Origin of the sequence: Streptococcus sp. 27098_8_109 (assembly GCF_041432295.1) — a bacterium.
In the GTDB taxonomy this organism is placed as follows: Bacteria; Bacillota; Bacilli; order Lactobacillales; family Streptococcaceae; genus Streptococcus.
The window spans coordinates 26,306-42,714 of the sequence record NZ_JAPVZJ010000013.1 but is presented as its reverse complement, the minus strand read 5'-3'; the positions used below and the strand labels follow the sequence as shown (position 1 = coordinate 42,714).

18 protein-coding genes are annotated in these 16,409 nt (G+C 39.8%); all 18 read right to left on the bottom strand.

Translation table 11 applies throughout. The features are described 5' to 3' along the window. Window positions 1-9 precede the first annotated feature (9 nt). Window positions 10-420, bottom strand: coding sequence for an MORN repeat-containing protein (locus tag O3664_RS06480; RefSeq protein ID WP_120770665.1), 411 nt, complete (start codon window positions 418-420; stop codon window positions 10-12). Then, window positions 407-850 (bottom strand): low molecular weight protein-tyrosine-phosphatase, encoded by a 444-nt coding sequence (locus O3664_RS06475; protein ID WP_120770666.1) that lies wholly within the window; start codon window positions 848-850, stop codon window positions 407-409. The genes O3664_RS06480 and O3664_RS06475 overlap by 14 nt, the downstream gene beginning before the upstream one ends. Before the next feature lie 46 nt (window positions 851-896). Then, the gene (gene yajC / locus O3664_RS06470; protein WP_001069289.1) at window positions 897-1,196 is read right to left on the bottom strand and encodes a preprotein translocase subunit YajC; all 300 of its coding nucleotides are present in this window, start codon (window positions 1,194-1,196) and stop codon (window positions 897-899) included. A 117-nt stretch (window positions 1,197-1,313) separates the two neighbouring features. After that, on the bottom strand, window positions 1,314-3,290 hold the full coding sequence (gene tkt / locus O3664_RS06465; protein WP_371613796.1) for a transketolase: 1,977 nt from the start codon (window positions 3,288-3,290) through the stop codon (window positions 1,314-1,316). 113 nt (window positions 3,291-3,403) lie between these two features. Further along, the gene (gene ulaG / locus O3664_RS06460; protein ID WP_001134226.1) at window positions 3,404-4,495 is read right to left on the bottom strand and encodes an L-ascorbate 6-phosphate lactonase; all 1,092 of its coding nucleotides are present in this window, start codon (window positions 4,493-4,495) and stop codon (window positions 3,404-3,406) included. Window positions 4,496-4,606: 111 nt separating this feature from the next. Next, window positions 4,607-6,280 carry a transcription antiterminator gene (locus O3664_RS06455; RefSeq protein ID WP_261073544.1) on the bottom strand — a complete coding sequence of 558 codons (1,674 nt, stop codon included), beginning with the start codon at window positions 6,278-6,280 and terminating at the stop codon, window positions 4,607-4,609. Window positions 6,281-6,446: 166 nt separating this feature from the next. Next, the gene (locus tag O3664_RS06450; protein ID WP_261043911.1) at window positions 6,447-7,154 is read right to left on the bottom strand and encodes an L-ribulose-5-phosphate 4-epimerase; all 708 of its coding nucleotides are present in this window, start codon (window positions 7,152-7,154) and stop codon (window positions 6,447-6,449) included. A 1-nt stretch (window position 7,155) separates the two neighbouring features. Beyond that, window positions 7,156-8,019, bottom strand: a complete 864-nt coding sequence (locus tag O3664_RS06445) for an L-ribulose-5-phosphate 3-epimerase (protein ID WP_000113589.1) — start codon at window positions 8,017-8,019, stop codon at window positions 7,156-7,158. 3 nt (window positions 8,020-8,022) lie between these two features. Further along, complete coding sequence (locus O3664_RS06440; RefSeq protein WP_261043910.1) at window positions 8,023-8,688, bottom strand: 3-keto-L-gulonate-6-phosphate decarboxylase UlaD; 666 nt, start codon at window positions 8,686-8,688, stop codon at window positions 8,023-8,025. A 15-nt stretch (window positions 8,689-8,703) separates the two neighbouring features. Continuing rightward, complete coding sequence (locus O3664_RS06435; RefSeq protein WP_001049926.1) at window positions 8,704-9,189, bottom strand: PTS sugar transporter subunit IIA; 486 nt, start codon at window positions 9,187-9,189, stop codon at window positions 8,704-8,706. A gap of 76 nt (window positions 9,190-9,265) precedes the next feature. Next, window positions 9,266-9,547, bottom strand: a complete 282-nt coding sequence (locus O3664_RS06430; protein ID WP_000241466.1) for a PTS sugar transporter subunit IIB — start codon at window positions 9,545-9,547, stop codon at window positions 9,266-9,268. Window positions 9,548-9,570: 23 nt separating this feature from the next. Beyond that, complete coding sequence (locus tag O3664_RS06425) at window positions 9,571-11,028, bottom strand: PTS ascorbate transporter subunit IIC (RefSeq protein WP_000452077.1); 1,458 nt, start codon at window positions 11,026-11,028, stop codon at window positions 9,571-9,573. 130 nt (window positions 11,029-11,158) lie between these two features. Then, window positions 11,159-11,782, bottom strand: coding sequence for a ribonuclease P (locus O3664_RS06420; RefSeq protein ID WP_261100474.1), 624 nt, complete (start codon window positions 11,780-11,782; stop codon window positions 11,159-11,161). A 50-nt stretch (window positions 11,783-11,832) separates the two neighbouring features. Next, window positions 11,833-12,822: an RNA-binding cell elongation regulator Jag/EloR gene (gene jag, locus O3664_RS06415; RefSeq protein ID WP_371613795.1), complete on the bottom strand. Its 990-nt coding sequence runs from the start codon at window positions 12,820-12,822 to the stop codon at window positions 11,833-11,835. A gap of 17 nt (window positions 12,823-12,839) precedes the next feature. Then, window positions 12,840-13,664, bottom strand: coding sequence for a membrane protein insertase YidC (locus O3664_RS06410; RefSeq protein WP_025172897.1), 825 nt, complete (start codon window positions 13,662-13,664; stop codon window positions 12,840-12,842). After that, a complete protein-coding gene (gene rnpA, locus O3664_RS06405; RefSeq protein ID WP_000739245.1) occupies window positions 13,639-14,010 on the bottom strand; it encodes a ribonuclease P protein component in 372 nt (123 codons plus the stop codon). Before rnpA ends, O3664_RS06410 begins: the two co-directional genes overlap by 26 nt. Before the next feature lie 149 nt (window positions 14,011-14,159). Continuing rightward, window positions 14,160-15,350 carry an acetate kinase gene (locus tag O3664_RS06400; protein WP_045606668.1) on the bottom strand — a complete coding sequence of 397 codons (1,191 nt, stop codon included), beginning with the start codon at window positions 15,348-15,350 and terminating at the stop codon, window positions 14,160-14,162. A 50-nt stretch (window positions 15,351-15,400) separates the two neighbouring features. Further along, complete coding sequence (locus tag O3664_RS06395; RefSeq protein WP_371613794.1) at window positions 15,401-16,354, bottom strand: class I SAM-dependent methyltransferase; 954 nt, start codon at window positions 16,352-16,354, stop codon at window positions 15,401-15,403. Between the last annotated feature and the right edge of the window lie 55 nt (window positions 16,355-16,409).

The following is a 16,409-nucleotide window of genomic DNA, read 5'->3' as shown; positions in this document are numbered from 1 at the left end:
AAGGAGGCCCTATTTTTGTTGAAAAACGCCTTGTTTAAAAGTTCCTTCATAAACGACTTCTTGTTCTGTTGTTAGTTTCCCTTTTCCTTCAGCCTGACCATTTACAAAATCACCTTCGTAGGTCCAGCCTTCTTTAGATTGAAAGGTACCTTTTCCATTGAAGGCTCCATTGCTGAAACCACCTGTATAATGGTCCCCGTTTTGGAAGGTAATGGTACCTTGCCCATTCATTTTACCACGGACAAGACTGCCGTCGTAAATAATCGTTCCATTATCAAGCTTTAGAACTCCTTTTCCGGGAATATTTAGAAAAAAGACGAGTACAGCACAAAAAACAATGGCAACTACTGCTAAAAGCTCTAAACGTGGACGAGTCAGATAGACACGATACTTCTCGTAAAAATTCTCAAGATTTTCCATCTTCACTCTCCTTTTCTAAACATTCTAACCAAGCCCTGCAACCCTCTTGAACACGTCGATAGGTTTCCTCAAAATCTCCTGTATACCAAGGATCTGGAACACTTTCAGATGCGAATGAGTAAATCTTATCTTTACAGTCTGCTGGACACATCTGACGTAAGTCAGAAACATTTGAAGCATCCATACCGATAATATAATCAAAGGCTTCAAAATCTTCCTTACTAATCTGAAGCGATGTCTTGCCTTTTTCATAAGGAATCTCATACTGTTGAAAAATCCCTTGAGTTCCCTTATGAATCGGATTACCATGTTCCCAAGAGGAAGTCGCTCGACTTTGGATTTCATAATTATCTGTCATTGATTTCATAACAAACTCGGCCATAGGGCTGCGACAAATATTCCCCAAACAGACAAAGACTAGTTTTTTCATCCCATTTCCTTTCTTTTATAGAAAAACGGGAGTTAGTAATCCCGTCTTATTTTTCAATTGCGCCTTCTAGTGAAGCTGTTTCTTTCAGCGGTAATACGGTCTTGATAGCAGCTAGTTCAAAAGTCAAGTAAACTCCATCTACATCAAGAACAATCGTTCTCTTCTCCGTATCTACTTCATCGACTGTTCCGTAAAGGCCACCGATTGTAATCACTTCATAGCCTTTTTGTAGTTTATTTAAGCTTTCCATACGTTTTTGCGCTTGTTTCTTTTGAGAGCGTTGCATAAAGAACATCAAGCCTAACATCGCTACAAGCATAATTAAAAATGTATAATTTGGATTCATTGTATTCTCCTTTGTCTTTTACATAGGACTACTATATCAAATTTCAGCTACTTTTACAAGATTGTACCTTGCTTTTCTAGTAAGAAAAAACCAGAGCTTGCGCCCTGATTTTTAGAATTATTTCAAGTTTTGAACGACTTTTACAAGATTTTCTACAGTAAAGCCATATTCTGCCAATACTTTTGGTGCTGGGGCAGAGGCTCCGAAGGTATCAATACCAAGAACAGCACCATCTAGTCCGACATATTTGTACCAGTTTTGAGTTGCACCCATTTCGACTGCGACACGACGACGAACTGCATTTGGAAGAATTTCTTCCTTGTATGCTGCATCTTGTTTATCAAAGACATCTGTAGATGGCATGCTGACTACGCGGACTTTTGCACCTTGACTAGCCAATTCTTTGGCAGCTGAGACAGCAAGATTAACCTCTGAACCTGTCGCAATCAAGATGGTATCAAAGTCTGCTGCATTTTCATAGACAACATAGGCACCTTTTGCAACCTTGTCGAAGTCTGTTCCTTCTTCAACAGTCAAGTTTTGACGTGTCAAGACAAGGGCAGTTGGTGTTTTTTCGCTTGTCACTGCAAGGTACCAAGCTGCTTGCGTTTCACGCGCATCTGCTGGACGGAAAACATTCAGATTTGGCATGGCACGAAGACCTGCTAAATGCTCAACTGGTTCGTGAGTCGGACCGTCTTCCCCAACCGCAATAGAATCGTGGGTAAAGACATAAGTCACAGGAAGTCCTTGTAAGGCTGACAAGCGAACAGCTGCCTTCACATAGTCAGAGAAGACGAAGAAAGTTCCACCGTATACACGAAGTCCACCGTGAAGGGCCATCCCGTTCAAGATAGTTCCCATGGCAAATTCACGAACACCAAACTGAATGTTACGGTTCAAGCGATTGGTATCATCTTGAAGTCCATCAGTCTTGATATAAGTCATGTTTGAGTGAGCTAGGTCAGCTGATCCACCTAAGAAGGTTGGTAACTTAGCTGCCACAACGTTCAAAGCATCCTGACTCGAGTTACGAGTTGCTTGAGAGAAGCCATTTTCTAAGGCTGGGAAGTCTGCTGGAGTCACTTCAACTGGATCGCGCCCTTCGATAATTGCTTCCAATTCTGCAGCCAATTCTGGATGCGCTTCTTTGTAATCTGCGACTAGTTTTGCCCATGCTTCATAAGCTGATGCACCACGGTCTGCAACATGTTCTTTGAAATCAGCATATACTTGTTCTGGGATTTCAAATGGTTCGTAGTCCCAACCAAGGGCTTGACGAGTTGCTGCAGTTTCATCTGCTCCAAGAGGAGCACCGTGTACGGCATTAGTTCCTTGTTTGTTTGGAGAACCGTATCCAATAACAGTCTTCACTTCAATCAAAGATGGTTTGCCTGAAGCTTTAGCTGTTTCGATAGCTGCATGGATTGCTTCCAAGTCTGTTCCATCTTCAACCAAGGCAGTATGCCAACCGTAGGCATTGTAACGGTCACGAACACTTTCTGTAAAGGAATCTTTTGTCTCACCATCCAAGTTGATGTCATTTGAATCATAAAGAACAACCAACTTGTCTAGTTTTTGCAAACCTGCGTATGAAGCTGCCTCGCTTGAGACACCTTCCATCAAGTCTCCATCTCCACAGATAACGTAAGTATAGTGGTCAAAGATATTGTAGCCTTCACGGTTATACTTAGCTGCCAAGAAACGTTCTGCCTGGGCAAAACCAGTGGCAGTTGAAATACCTTGCCCTAGAGGACCTGTTGTAGCATCAATCCCTGCTGTATGACCAAATTCTGGGTGACCTGGTGTTTTTGAACCCCACTGACGGAAGCTCTTAATCTCATCCATGCTGACATCTTCAAAACCAGAAAGGTGAAGAAGGGCATAAAGAAGCATTGAACCATGACCTGCTGAAAGAATAAAGCGGTCGCGGTTGATCCAGTTTGGTTTAGCTGGATTGATACGAAGTTGTTTTGTAAAGAGGCTGTAAGCCATCGGAGCCGCTCCCATAACCACACCTGGGTGACCTGAGTTGGCTTTATTAATGGCGTCAATACCTAGGAAACGAATTGCATTAACAGATAGATTTGACATAGAATTTCCTTTCTATTTGAGGTGATTATTGTATCACACATTCTATTTTACTATTATATGAAAATTATCCGTATCATGCAACATACGGATAACCTCCAAAGAATATTTTTATATTATAGCAAAGCTTTAAATTGAATGTTAGAGTCTTGTTCAAAACAATCATCAAAACCACGTGGATGATGGTATTCTACTAAGTGTTGATCTTGAGGATAAGTGTACTTACCGCCGACTTCCCAGATAAATGGATGGAAATCGTATTGCAAGCGATCTTTTCTCATTTTCCAAAGTTCTAGAATCTCATTAGTGGAAGCCATGAAGTTAGACCAGATATCATAGTGAACTGGGATAATGACTTTGGTACGCAGATTTTCTGCCATACGAAGAAGGTCGATAGATGTCATTTTATCTTGGATACCTACCGGATTTTCACCATAGTTATTCAAAGCAACATCAATTTTAAAGTCTTTACCATGTTTTGCAAAATAGTTTGAGAAGTGAGAATCTGCACCATGATAGATGGTTCCACCTGGTGTTTCAAAGATATAGTTAACAGCCTTTTGAGCCATTTCTTCATCTGTAACAGCTAAGCCAGCAAGTTCACCGCCTGTCTCATCAGCACCGTTCACTGGGAGAGTTACCAAGCAAGTACGGTCAAATGATTCTACTGCATGAATCTTCATATCTTTTAATTCGATAGTGTCACCTGGTTTAACAACGATGATACGTTCTTTTGGAACACCCCATCCTTCCCAGATTCGTCCACAGTGGTAAGGACCGATAAACTTAACATGCTCTAACTTAGGATTGTTGAGAATTGCTGCAGCTGTGTATGGGTCGATATGATCACTATGGAAGTGTGAAACTAAGTAATAGTCTAGTTCGTTGATAGCAAATGGATCGATAACCATTGGCTGAACACGCAAGTTTGGTTGCAACTTACGAACACCTGCCATATTTGCCATTTGGTGCCCACGAACCATATCTTTCACTTTTTTGGTTGATTTTCCACGGTTTGACCAAAGGTCCATGACAACGTTAGCACCACCTGGTGTCTTAATCCAAGTACCACAGTTGCCTAGCCACCACATGGCAAAATTGCCTTCAGGTACGACTTCTTCTTCGATTTCTTCGTTCAACCATGTTCCCCACTCTGGGAAAGTAGCTAAAATCCATGACTCTCTTGTAATTTCTTTGACGTTTGGCATATGTTGCCTCCTTTGGATATAATTGTTATCTTTGAAACTAGTATACCACCCTTCAAAACACTAAAAAAGACCAAGAAAAACACAGGTTTGTGTTCATCATTGGACTGTCCTTCAAATATCTTCCAAAAAAGCTTGAACTACTATTTCTTGATTTATAAGTGTTTGAACCTCTTCTTGGAACTTACTAGCCAACTTGCTGTCTACAATATAAGACGAAATAAGACTAGAAAGATTTTCACTGAAACTTTTGCTCTCATTACGAAATATATTGTGTTTAAGATAGTCTAGCATTTTCAAAATATCTTCTGCTTCAAGGATAGGATTAACCCTTAAAGTCGGAAATCTGCTATCCAAATCATCATTAGTAGTAATCACTACATCAACTTGTGCAATATCTTCTACACTCTTAAATTGTTCTGTTGTAAATACAGTGCCAATTTGCTCATTTGGAAAATAAAGTTTACATTGTTTCAACAAAAGTCTCGAAACCGCAACACCTTCATCACAAACGAGATAAACTTTTTTCATATTTTTTTGAGACGATGGTGTATACTTTAAAAATCCTCCAATATGAATCGTCAAATAGGCAATGTCATCGTCTGTTAGCCGAATAAACCATGCTCCTTCTAAAATTTCCGCAGATTTTCTAGTGACTAAAAATAATTCTCCATACTTGGATCGAATTTGTTTTGTTAGAGGATTTTTAGAAAAAATACCGTAAGTCTTTCTAAATAACAAGGCTTTACAGTGGATCATCAAATTTCTTAACAAATCATCCTTGTTTTCAATCTCCATTCGGATTTGTGATTCAAAATACCAGATAAATTCTTCTAAAGCAAGTTTTAATTGCCGAAAGTCATCACTTTCTGCATGAATATCCAAATCTTTACGATAGGAGAGGAGAAGAACAGCTACAAGAGAAACTTCAAGTTCTGACAAAGAAATTTCAAACTTTTGAAACAACCGTTCTCCTAATTTCTTAGACACCTGATACTCTATTCTTTTTCTTATCAAAGAAAATTCTTTCTCTATATCCTGATGTCTTTCTTGATACTGTTCAACATTATGACAGCTTAACAGCAAATAAGGTAGAACCTGCAACATAAAAGTTACTTCATGATGGTTTATTTTCTTCCCTAAATCTTGTTCAACTAAAGGAACCTGTTCCTTAAAAAATTGGTTCATTTCAACAGAAAGCAAACTCTCATCATCTAACCTCTCTTTCATCTTATCTTCTAAAATAGATACAAAAGTGGCATTTTCTTCCATAAAAATATGATATAGAAGCGATTGAAGATACTGAATTTTATTAAGGGGGTGGGCATAAAGGTGGTATCCCTGTGACTTGCTCACTTGCAAGGTCACCTGATATTGTTCCAAAGTTAGTTGATAACGAATACTATTCAAATCATTGAGAACAGTATTCCTAGATACCTCTGTTAACTCCATCAATTTTTCAATCGTAATACGTTCTTTAGAAATACCTATCCATAGTAACATTATCATCATACGTTCATGCGCACTCATGATATAATCGTACGAATCTACTTCCGATAATAGTTCACAACAAGCATCTCTCTGCTCTTCCGTTAAGTGAATACCAATTCGTGGAATACTAATGATGTGAAGCGCCTCGTCACCCAGAGCAGCATTGATTTTGTCAATGTGATAATAAATTTTCCTTCTTGACTCTTTCAAATCTTTCGAAATCGCCATAATCGTTTTGGACGTTTCTTGATCCATCAAATATTGAAGCAAATCACAACTTGCCTTATCCAGTACCATATTTCATACTCCTCTATCAATCAACTGCCTTGAAAACAACTTTATAATAGTATCACATTCACTAACGCATTTCAATTATCAACAGTAGTCTCTTAATAACGAATACTTACAATTACAAAAGCGAGGCTTGGATCGAAAGGTCCTAGCCTCTTTTCAATTCAATTTCTTATTTCTTTTGACCGTAATAAGCATTTGGTCCATGCTTACGTTGGTAGTGCTTTTCTAGAATGTACTGGGGAGCAGGTTCAACTCTTGGATTGATTTGTTCTGTAAAGCGATTCATCTTTGATACTTCCTCTAATACGACAGAGTGATAAACGGCATTCTCTGGATTTTTGCCCCAGGTGAATGGACCGTGATTGCGTACAACAATTCCTGGTACTTCAACCGGGTTAAGTCCGCGACGTTCAAACTCTTCTACGATAACCAGGCCAGTATCTTTTTCATAGGCCACTTCTACTTCGTCCTTGGTCAAACTACGGGCGCAAGGGATTGAACCGTAAAAATAGTCTGCATGGGTTGTTCCATAGAAAGGAATATCACGTCCAGCCTGTGCCCAACCAACTGCTTCTGTCGAATGGGTGTGGACCACACTACCAATCTCTTGCCATGCCTTATATAACTGCACATGAGTTGGGAGGTCAGAAGATGGTCTTAAATCTCCTTCTAGAATTTGGCCATCCAAGTCCGTCACCACCATGTTTTCAGGTGTCAATTCGTCATAATCAACGCCTGATGGTTTAATAACAATGACACCTAGTTCGCGATTGACTTCCGATACATTTCCCCAGGTAAATTTAACAAGCCCATGTTTTGGTAATGATTGATTGGCATTACAGACTCGTTTACGCATATCGTTTATTACTTGATTCATCTTACATCAAACCTGCTTTCTTAATTAGTGGATAGAGAAAAGCTTGCGCCTCTTGAATGGCTGCGCGTGTTTCTTCTACAGTTTCACAATTTTCAGACCACATTTCGATTAGGAAAGGTCCATTATAATTGGTTTGTTTTAAAATATCGAAAGCTTCTTCCCATTTAACACAACCTTGCCCAAAAGTTACATCTCGGAACTGGCCCTTTGAACTTTCTGTCACTGCATAAGTATCCTTGAGATGGAGAGCTGCGATGGCATGATGCCCAAGATAAAATTCACTGTAGACATCATTATGCCATGCAGATACATTACCAATATCTGGGTATACAAAGAGGTAGGGAGAGTCAATCTCTTTTTCTACAGCCAAGTATTTTTCGATGCTATTGATGAAAGGATCATCCATAATTTCAATAGCAAGTACCACCTGAGCCTCTTCAGCCCAGTCACAGGCTTTTCTCAAATTTTTGATAAAACGTTGGCGTGTCTGGGGTGACTTTTCCTCATAATAAACGTCGTAACCAGCTAATTGAATAGTACGAACTCCCAAGTCTTGGGCTAATTCAATACATTTTTTCATGAGTTCTAGAGATTTTTCCTCTATAACTGGATCATTTGATCCCAATGGGTAGCGACGATGGCCTGAAAAACAGATAGAAGGAATACGAACACCAGTTTTATAGATTGCTTTGACAACTTCCAAACGCTCGTCCTTGCTCCAGTCCAGTCTTGCTAAACGCTCGTCACGTTCATCAATAGACATCTCGACAAAATCAAAGCCTAACTCCTTGGCAAAATTTAAACGTTCTAGCCAAGTAAAGTGTGTCGGGGTTGCCTTTTCATAAATTCCAATTGGACGTGCCATGGTTTACCCCCAAATTCGTCTGATTTCATCCTTGAAGGCACGCGCTGCTCCTGCTGGATCCGCAGCTTCTGTAATTCCACGACCTGCGATGAAGGTAAAGACATCAACGCCTTCAAATAGTTTGAGAGTATCTACATCTAGACCACCTGTTACAGACACACGGAAGCCCATGTCGATGAGTTTTTTAACCTTATTAAGGTCTTTTTCACCCCAAGTCTCACCAGCAAGAAGTGCATCACGAGATTGGTGATAAATAGCTTGTGAGATACCAGCATCTAGCCAAAGCTGAGCTTGTTCAAAAGTCCAATCGCCATAAAGTTCAATCTGGATTTCGCCTCGGTCTCCACGTTCAGTCTTGATAGCCTTTAGAGCCGCTTCCATAGTAGGGATAGTTGCACAACAGATACAAGTCATCCAATCTGCTCCACGAACCGCATTATTTTTAGCAACTGTTCCACCAGCATCAGCACATTTTGTGTCTGCCACAATAATCTTATCTGGGAAAAGGCTACGCAAGACTTCAACCAGTTCACTTCCAACTTGAAGCAAGCAAACAGTTCCAGCTTCGATAATATCTACTTCCTGACCAACAGAAACAGCTGCTTTAATCGCTCCTTGCAAGTCTGAATGGTCTAATGCAACTTGTAAATTAGGTATTCTTTTTGTCATCTCTTTTTCCTCTTTCTAACTTTCCAAATCTAATCCTTCGAGATAAGGGCTATTCTTAGATTCTTCAATCATCGCCAAGACATCTTCTTTAGTCTGGCAAGCCTGTAAACGTGCGATAGAATCTTCTAATTCAAACAAGGCAATAATCTGTGGAATGGCTACACTTGTGTGAATTTTTGAGCTTGTTGCTGCTAGTGCCAACAAAACTGAAACTTCTTTCCCATCTGAAAATACAACAGGATTTTGTAAGGTGATCAATGAAAAGGCATCTCTTTGCACTCCAGCTTCAGGTCTAGCATGGGGCATAGCCATACCTGGCATTAAGATATAGTAGGGACCATATTCTTCAGTCGATTCAATAATTGCATCGTAATACTCTGGCAAAATTGCTCCACTTTCAATCAAGGGATCTACCGCTACCTTGACTGCTTCTTTCCAATCGTTAGCCTCTAAACCTAGTCGGATCGAGTCATTGTCAATTAAAGCTTGTTTTAAATTCATATCTGCCTCCTTTATTTAAAGAGGGAGAAGGACAGAAACGATGACTCTCAGTTTCTATCCAGCCCCCTCCAACCTTTTACTGTAGTGCTTGACTGAGTTTTTCAGTGATTTCTTTATCATCCATCAAATTGTCAAGCCCAATTAACTTCCCATTAGTTCGCCCTTCCAATTCTTGAATCAAATGAAGAGAAGCGATTACGATGTCATATCCTGCTGCTAAACCTTTAGCTTCACCGACACTACATGAATTGACTGTAAAATCTGTTTGATTAAGCTTACGGAGGGCATTTTCAACCTTCATCTTGATAACCATAGATGAACCCATTCCATTTCCACACGCTGCTAATACTTTAACCATTTTATTTTCTCCTTTTCTAGATACTAAGCTTCTTCTTGAACTTCACCGTTGTAATATTTCTCTTTATCTTTTGCTTTGGCAAATTGAAGTTGAGGAATAACAAGCAAGAAGAGACACACAAGTACATAACCAACAATACCAAGGTATTTGAAGATGTATCCAAATCCAAGCCATGGGAATTCAAAGTCGATATTTCCATGGTAACCACCGTAAGATGCTAAGTCAAGAAGGGCCACACAGAGAGCTCCTAAAGCAACTTGGAGAACACCTGAGATGAAGGATAGGATAACAGCCGCTTTCCATCCACCGCGTTTATCAGCATAGACCGCAATGGCTGCATTGTCAAAGAACACTGGTACAAATCCTGTAATAATAAGAATCGGATTTTTAAAGACGATGAGCAAGACAATTGTGATCAATTGACCAATCAAACCAAAGGCAAATCCTGACAAGACAGCGTTTGGAGAACCAAATCCATAAGAAGCTGCAACGTCAACCGCTGGGAATGAACCTGGCAACAATTTGTTTGAAATACCTTGGAAGGCGTTTGTCAACTCAGATACGAACATGCGAACACCTTGCATCAAAACGAACAAGTAAACTGAGAAGGTGAAGGCTGTTTGGATAATGTACATAAAGAAATCTTGTTTAGCAGGATTGAATAGAGTTCCTGAAGTAATGACTTCTTTGTTAGACATAATGTCTGGACCCAAGATTAAAAGAATGGCTCCGAAGAATACGAGCATCAAGGTAGCAGATGCAACAACTGTATCGTGGAAGATTGAGAGGAACTTAGGTAATTTAAGATTGTCTAAACTTTCTTCTTTCTTACCAAAGCGTCCTGCTACTTTATCTACAAACCAGATTGCAAATTGCTGTTGGTGACCAATCGCAAATCCGCCACCACCAGTCAAGCGTTGAGTTGCCTCAACAGTCATATTTGAACTAACTGCCCAGTAAAGGCCACAGATGATACCGATAGCTGCTGTACCATAAGCATTGCGCAATTGTGGGACTAATAATAGAACCATAAGAGATACAGTCGCAGCTTGTTGCACCATGATGTGACCAGTAATAAAGAGGGTTCTTACTTTCGTAATCTTGCGTAGAGCTACAAGCAAGATATTCACTCCAAAACCAATCAATAGAGCTGTAGTTGCAGTCCCGACGAAATCTGGAAACTCTGCTGCAATTTTGTTGTTTGCTGCAGCAAGTCCGAAATAAGGGTCAATAACCGCTGCACCAATTTGGAATTTGTAGTTAAGGGCTGCTAAGATCGGACGGAAGGTTGTAACCAAACCACCCGCACCCACATTGAGCAACATATACCCTACTGTTGCTTTAACAAACCCTGAGAAAACGTCGTGGGCAGGTTTTTTCAAAAGTGCGTATCCTATCAACACCAATAAACCTACGAAAAATGCGGGATTCTGCAAAATATTGCTAGAAAACCAATTTAGAACACTTGAAATAACTTCCATAATTGTTCTCCTTTTGAATTGTTTTTGTAGGTTTATTATATACTTTGAAAGCGTAAACAAAAAGACCAAGAATTACACAGCGGACTGTTCACTCTTGGACTGTATGATTTATGATATTTTAATGATTAGCTTAATTTCTCGTAGCTAGATAAAATGGAAGAATTTTATCATAAGATTTCAGTAAATTTTCCACGATATCTTCTTCAGATGAATTTTCTGTCACAGAAACATCTGCTTTAACTAACACTTTTCGAACTTCCTGACTTCTCAACTTCTCACGTAAAGTACGACGATTTTCTTCGTTCGCATCCCATCTTTGACTTTGATCATCAGAGTAGGCTAGATAATAAATCCCTTTAACGGTTGGAATTTCTAAAACTTTGGCCTGCTTGCCCAGCGTTTGCTCATCTTTCTTGCGTTCAATGAAACTGACTTCTAGTGATACTCCAAAATCTGAAGGACTTCCATACAAACGTAAGGCCATCATAGGTTCTGTCACTTGTCCGTCTCTCTGTAGATAGACCCAGAAATGTGGTCGCAAACGTTGCGCTTGATTCATCCACTGGCTAGTCTGTTGGAGTTGCCATTCTGGATTGCTTGCTTGAAAGGATTTGGCCAGCTCTGTAAAAGCCTTTCGTGCCTCTTGACCTTTGTGGCGCAATTCCAGCATCTTCTCTCGCTCATCTCCAGACTTATCCGGATTACGATACTGCAAACCAGCAAAGTCTAGATAGTCTCTTATCTTATTCAACATTAATTTAATCTCCTCCAGCTAGCAAAAAATCAGGAGGACCCTGATTTTACTTATTCTGTATCTACAACGACATAGCGATTTGGCTCATCACCTTCAGAGTAACTGGTCACGCCATCCATACGTGAAATAATACGATGGATAATCTTGCGTTCGCTATTTGACATTGGATCTGTTTTATGACTGCGCCCTTCTTCTAAAACACGAGTCGCCAATTTTTGCGCATAGGTCTGCAAGACTTCTGCACGGTGTTCGACATAATCATTGACATTGATTGTAATGTAGAAGGTTCTTGAATAGCGGTTGTAAAGATAATTTTGAGCCAACAGTTGCAAGGCCTTCAAGACTTTACCATGATAACCGATAATACGGCCTGGTTCGTTGGTGTCAATTTGTAGATTGATGCTACGACGGTTATAGTCATTTGAAAGTGTAGCTTCAACATCCATGTCATCAATAATTGTTTGAACATAAGTCGTTACTTCCGTAGCTACTTGTTCAATATCAAAGCTCGGTTCAACCTTCAAGCCCAAGTCTTCTAGTTCTTGACTTTCAGTTTGCTCGGCTTGGCTTTCAATAATAGGAATTTCTACTTCTTCTTCGAGAGCAGTTTCTTCAAGTTGTAATTCATTTAAAATCTCAATGTGACCAGTTTCTTCTAAAATGGTATTAGCATGTTTTTCATTTTTCAAGATTTCAGCCTTGACTTCATCAGAAACCCCTTGGCCTTCTTCTTCAATCTTTTTAATTGCTTCTACAACATGCCCCAAATCAACGGTCGCTTCACTGACTGTTTTAACTGGTTCATTTTGTTCATTGATTTCTTTAGGAACACCCTTAACAGCTTGTTGATTTGCCTTAATGACAGTTGTTTCACTAATAGCTTCAATATCAACTTGAGCTGGTTTTTTACCAAATAAACCAAGAAAGCCATTTTTTTCACGAGAAATGACTTTGATGTGAGCCTTCAGTCTTGGGATATCTAATTCTTTCAATCCTTTCTGGATTGCTTCTTCAACAGTTGAACCTGTAAATACTACCATTACCAGATTCCTCCTTATTATTTCGTTTTCTGAGCCTTTTTCTTGGCTTTTCTTTTTCTATTTTCCAAATCTTTCTGTGCCTGAACTACCGCCTCGCGCTCTGCGATAATCTTGAATGGATTGTTCAAGAAATAGGTTTGCAAGACTTGATAAGCATTGGACACTGTCCAGTATAGGGCGACTCCACCTGGTGCATAAACTGCAAAGATAAAGATCAAGACTGGAATCCCATACATCATCGCAGTCGTAGCGCCATTACGCTCAGACAAGGCTTTGTTGGACAACCAAGTACTTAAAAAGGTAAATACAGCTGCTAAAATCGGAAGAACAAGGGTTGTATCCACACCACCAAGGTTAATCCATAAGAAATGACCTGTCTTTAAAAAGTCAACTCTTGATAGAGCTTGGAACAAGGCCAAGATAACCGGCATCTGAATCAAAATCGGCCAAAGAGAATCTGACTGTCTGACACCCATTTCTTTAAAGACTTTACGCATTTCTTGCTCTAGCTTGGTTCTACTTTCCATATCTCGACCTGGATATTGTTCTCGAAGCGCCTTAATACGTGGTTGAGCTTCCTGCATTTTTCTGGAAGCCACCATTTGCACTTGAAAGACTGGCAAAAGCAGTGTACGAATCAAGACCGTAAAGAGGATAATCCCCACTCCGATACTGATATCAAATGATAAAAAGCGAATGATTTCAGCAAAGAAGTAAACAAATTTACTCCAAAAATCAGCCGAATCGGCTGTAATATCGCTAGTTGCCCCATTTGTTGCACAGGCTGTCATGATCAATAGGGACAGTCCTAGCAAACTAGTCAACTGTAGTTTCTTTTTCACTCCCATTTCCTTCCTGGTAAATCTTTGATAATTTTAATACGTGGAGTAGATTTTTCTCCATCTCTGCGTATCCCAAGGTTTCGACCCCTTTTCGAGCAATGACAACAAAGTCGACATCTTCTACCAGACTCCCTTTGGCATTCTGGATAATATGCCGAATCCGTCGCTTAATTTGATTTCTAGTGACGGCATTCCCCAGCTTTTTGCTAACTGATAGACCTACTCGAAAATGGTTTTTCTGGTTTTCTAATTGGTAGACAACAAATTTGCGATTGGCAAAACTTGTCCCCTCCTTGAAAATCGCCTTAAAATCTTTCTCTCTTTTTACACGAAAGTTTTTCTTCAAAACTCAACTCCATCTATTAAATTACTACTATTATACCATATTTTTCAAAAAAGCCAATCATAGCAAGGTTTTGGACATTTCCATCAGAAAAAGAAGCTGGAAAAATCTCTTTTCCAACTCCTTGTACGGAATATTTTTACTAGTTTTACTTATTTTTTCAAGCGTTCAACGTCACGGGCAATGACCAATTCTTCATCTGTTGGAATAACCAAGACACGGATTTTCGCTGCCTCTGTTGAGATGTCTCCTGTCACACCAAAGACATTCTTCTCTGGGTCAACATCACAGCCGAACCAAGAGATACCTGAAATAACATCTTCACGTACGTTTGCAGCATTTTCACCTATACCTGCAGTAAAGATAATAGCATCTGCTCCATTTAAGACTGCAAGGTATTGACCGATATGTTTTTGGATACGGTCAACATACATTTCATAAGCCAAAGTGGCATCGTGGTCCCCTTCTTTCATGGCAGCAATCACATCACGCATATCACTAGATTTACCTGAAACCCCCATTAGTCCTGATTCACGATTAAGAACGTGACTAATGTCTTCAGGAGTATTAAAGTCCTCTGTATATTGCATTAAGTAAGGAATGATAGCTGGGTCAATATCTCCTGTACGTGTTCCCATCATCACACCACCAAGTGGAGTGAATCCCATTGAAGTATCGACAGATTGACCGCCCTTAACTGCTGTGATAGAAGCTCCATTACCGATATGGCAAGTAATCAATTTCAAGTCTTCTAATGGACGGCCCAAGAGTTTTGCAGCTTCTCCTGCTACAAACTGGTGACTTGTACCGTGGGCACCATATTTACGAACCTTGTTTTCTGTGTAATATTTTGTTGGTAGAGGGTAGCGATAAGCTTTCTCTGGCATAGTTGTGTGGAATGAAGTATCAAAAACAACTACACTGGTAATGTCTGGCAACAATTCCTTGAAGGCACGAACACCTGCTGCATTGGCTGGATTATGGAGAGGAGCCAACAAGCTCAACTCTTCAACTTTTTCTAAAACATCTCCCTCAACAACTGTTGATTCTTTGAAATATTCTCCACCGGCAACAACACGGTGGCCAACACCTGTAATCTCGTCATAAGCCTTGATAATATCGAAACGAATCAAGTCATCCAATAAGATTTTAACAGCTTGTGTGTGATTTTCAATATCCAAAATTTGTTGTTCAGAACGACCATCAAATTTTACAGTTGAAATTGAATCTTTCAAGCCGATACGTTCAATCAACCCTTTCGCCAATACTTTTTCTTCTGGCATTAAGTATAATTGCCATTTCAAACTTGAACTTCCTGCATTGATTGCAATTGTTTTTGTCATAACATGATACCCCTTTTTAAGCGTTTTCATCTATTATAACAAAATCTATTTTATATTTCAGTACCTTGAGTCCATTTTTGAAAATTTTCTTTAAATTTCATCAAAACACTTGCATCTTGTAAGCTAGCAAGTGGATAAATAAAAGGCTCCACTGCTATTTCACTTTTCTTCTGTAGGATAAAAATAGTCTTAGATTGTTTGGCATTAGCAAAGAGATTTTCAGGCAGACTAATCATGGCAACCAGACTTGCCTCCTCTTTCAACCAGCCTTTCAACAAGTCACTTTGAGGGCTGGTCAACAAATCACTCGGAGCGAGAAAAATAGCGTATCCATCTGACTTGAGGTACTTAAGTCCTTGTTCCATGAGCAAGTGATGGGCGTAGGTATGTTCTTGACTAGAAGCAACTTGATGGCGCGACGCAACGGCATCATCAGGATAATAGCCGACAGGCAAGTCGCTGATGACCACATCGCTTTCTTTGAGCATTTGTGGACGAACGGCATCTCCTTGGACAAAGCCAGCCTGCAAACCAATTACATCTGCCATACTAGCTGCCAAATCAATCAGCAAATCATCCACTTCCATTCCCAAATAATCCACCTTTTTATTAAGCGAGGTCAAGAAAGTAGCGCCCAAAATTCCCATCCCAGAACCCATTTCGAGGATAGTAATTTCCTCCTCTTTAAACAACTCTTCCACAATAAACACCAAAAGTAAGGCAATAACATCTGGTGTAAACTGGTGATTGGCTTGTAGAGGCTCTGTCTGCCCAGCCTTCATCAAGAGAAACTGGTAGGTTTTGAGCCATTCTTCTTTGCGAAGCGCTAAGCGTTTAAGGGCCTGATTGTTTTCCTTGACCTGCTCTAACTCAGTCTCACCATCCAGATAGATGCTGTTTTGCTCCACCAGGGCGTCATAAAAGTTGGTCGCCAAATCACTTTGGATGACTTGGACATTCTCTAGTAAATAGGTATAAGCTTGTTCAATTTTTTCAAAATCCATATTCCTATCTTACCAAATTTCCCTTCTTTTTTCCATCCTTATAAAAAATCACTCC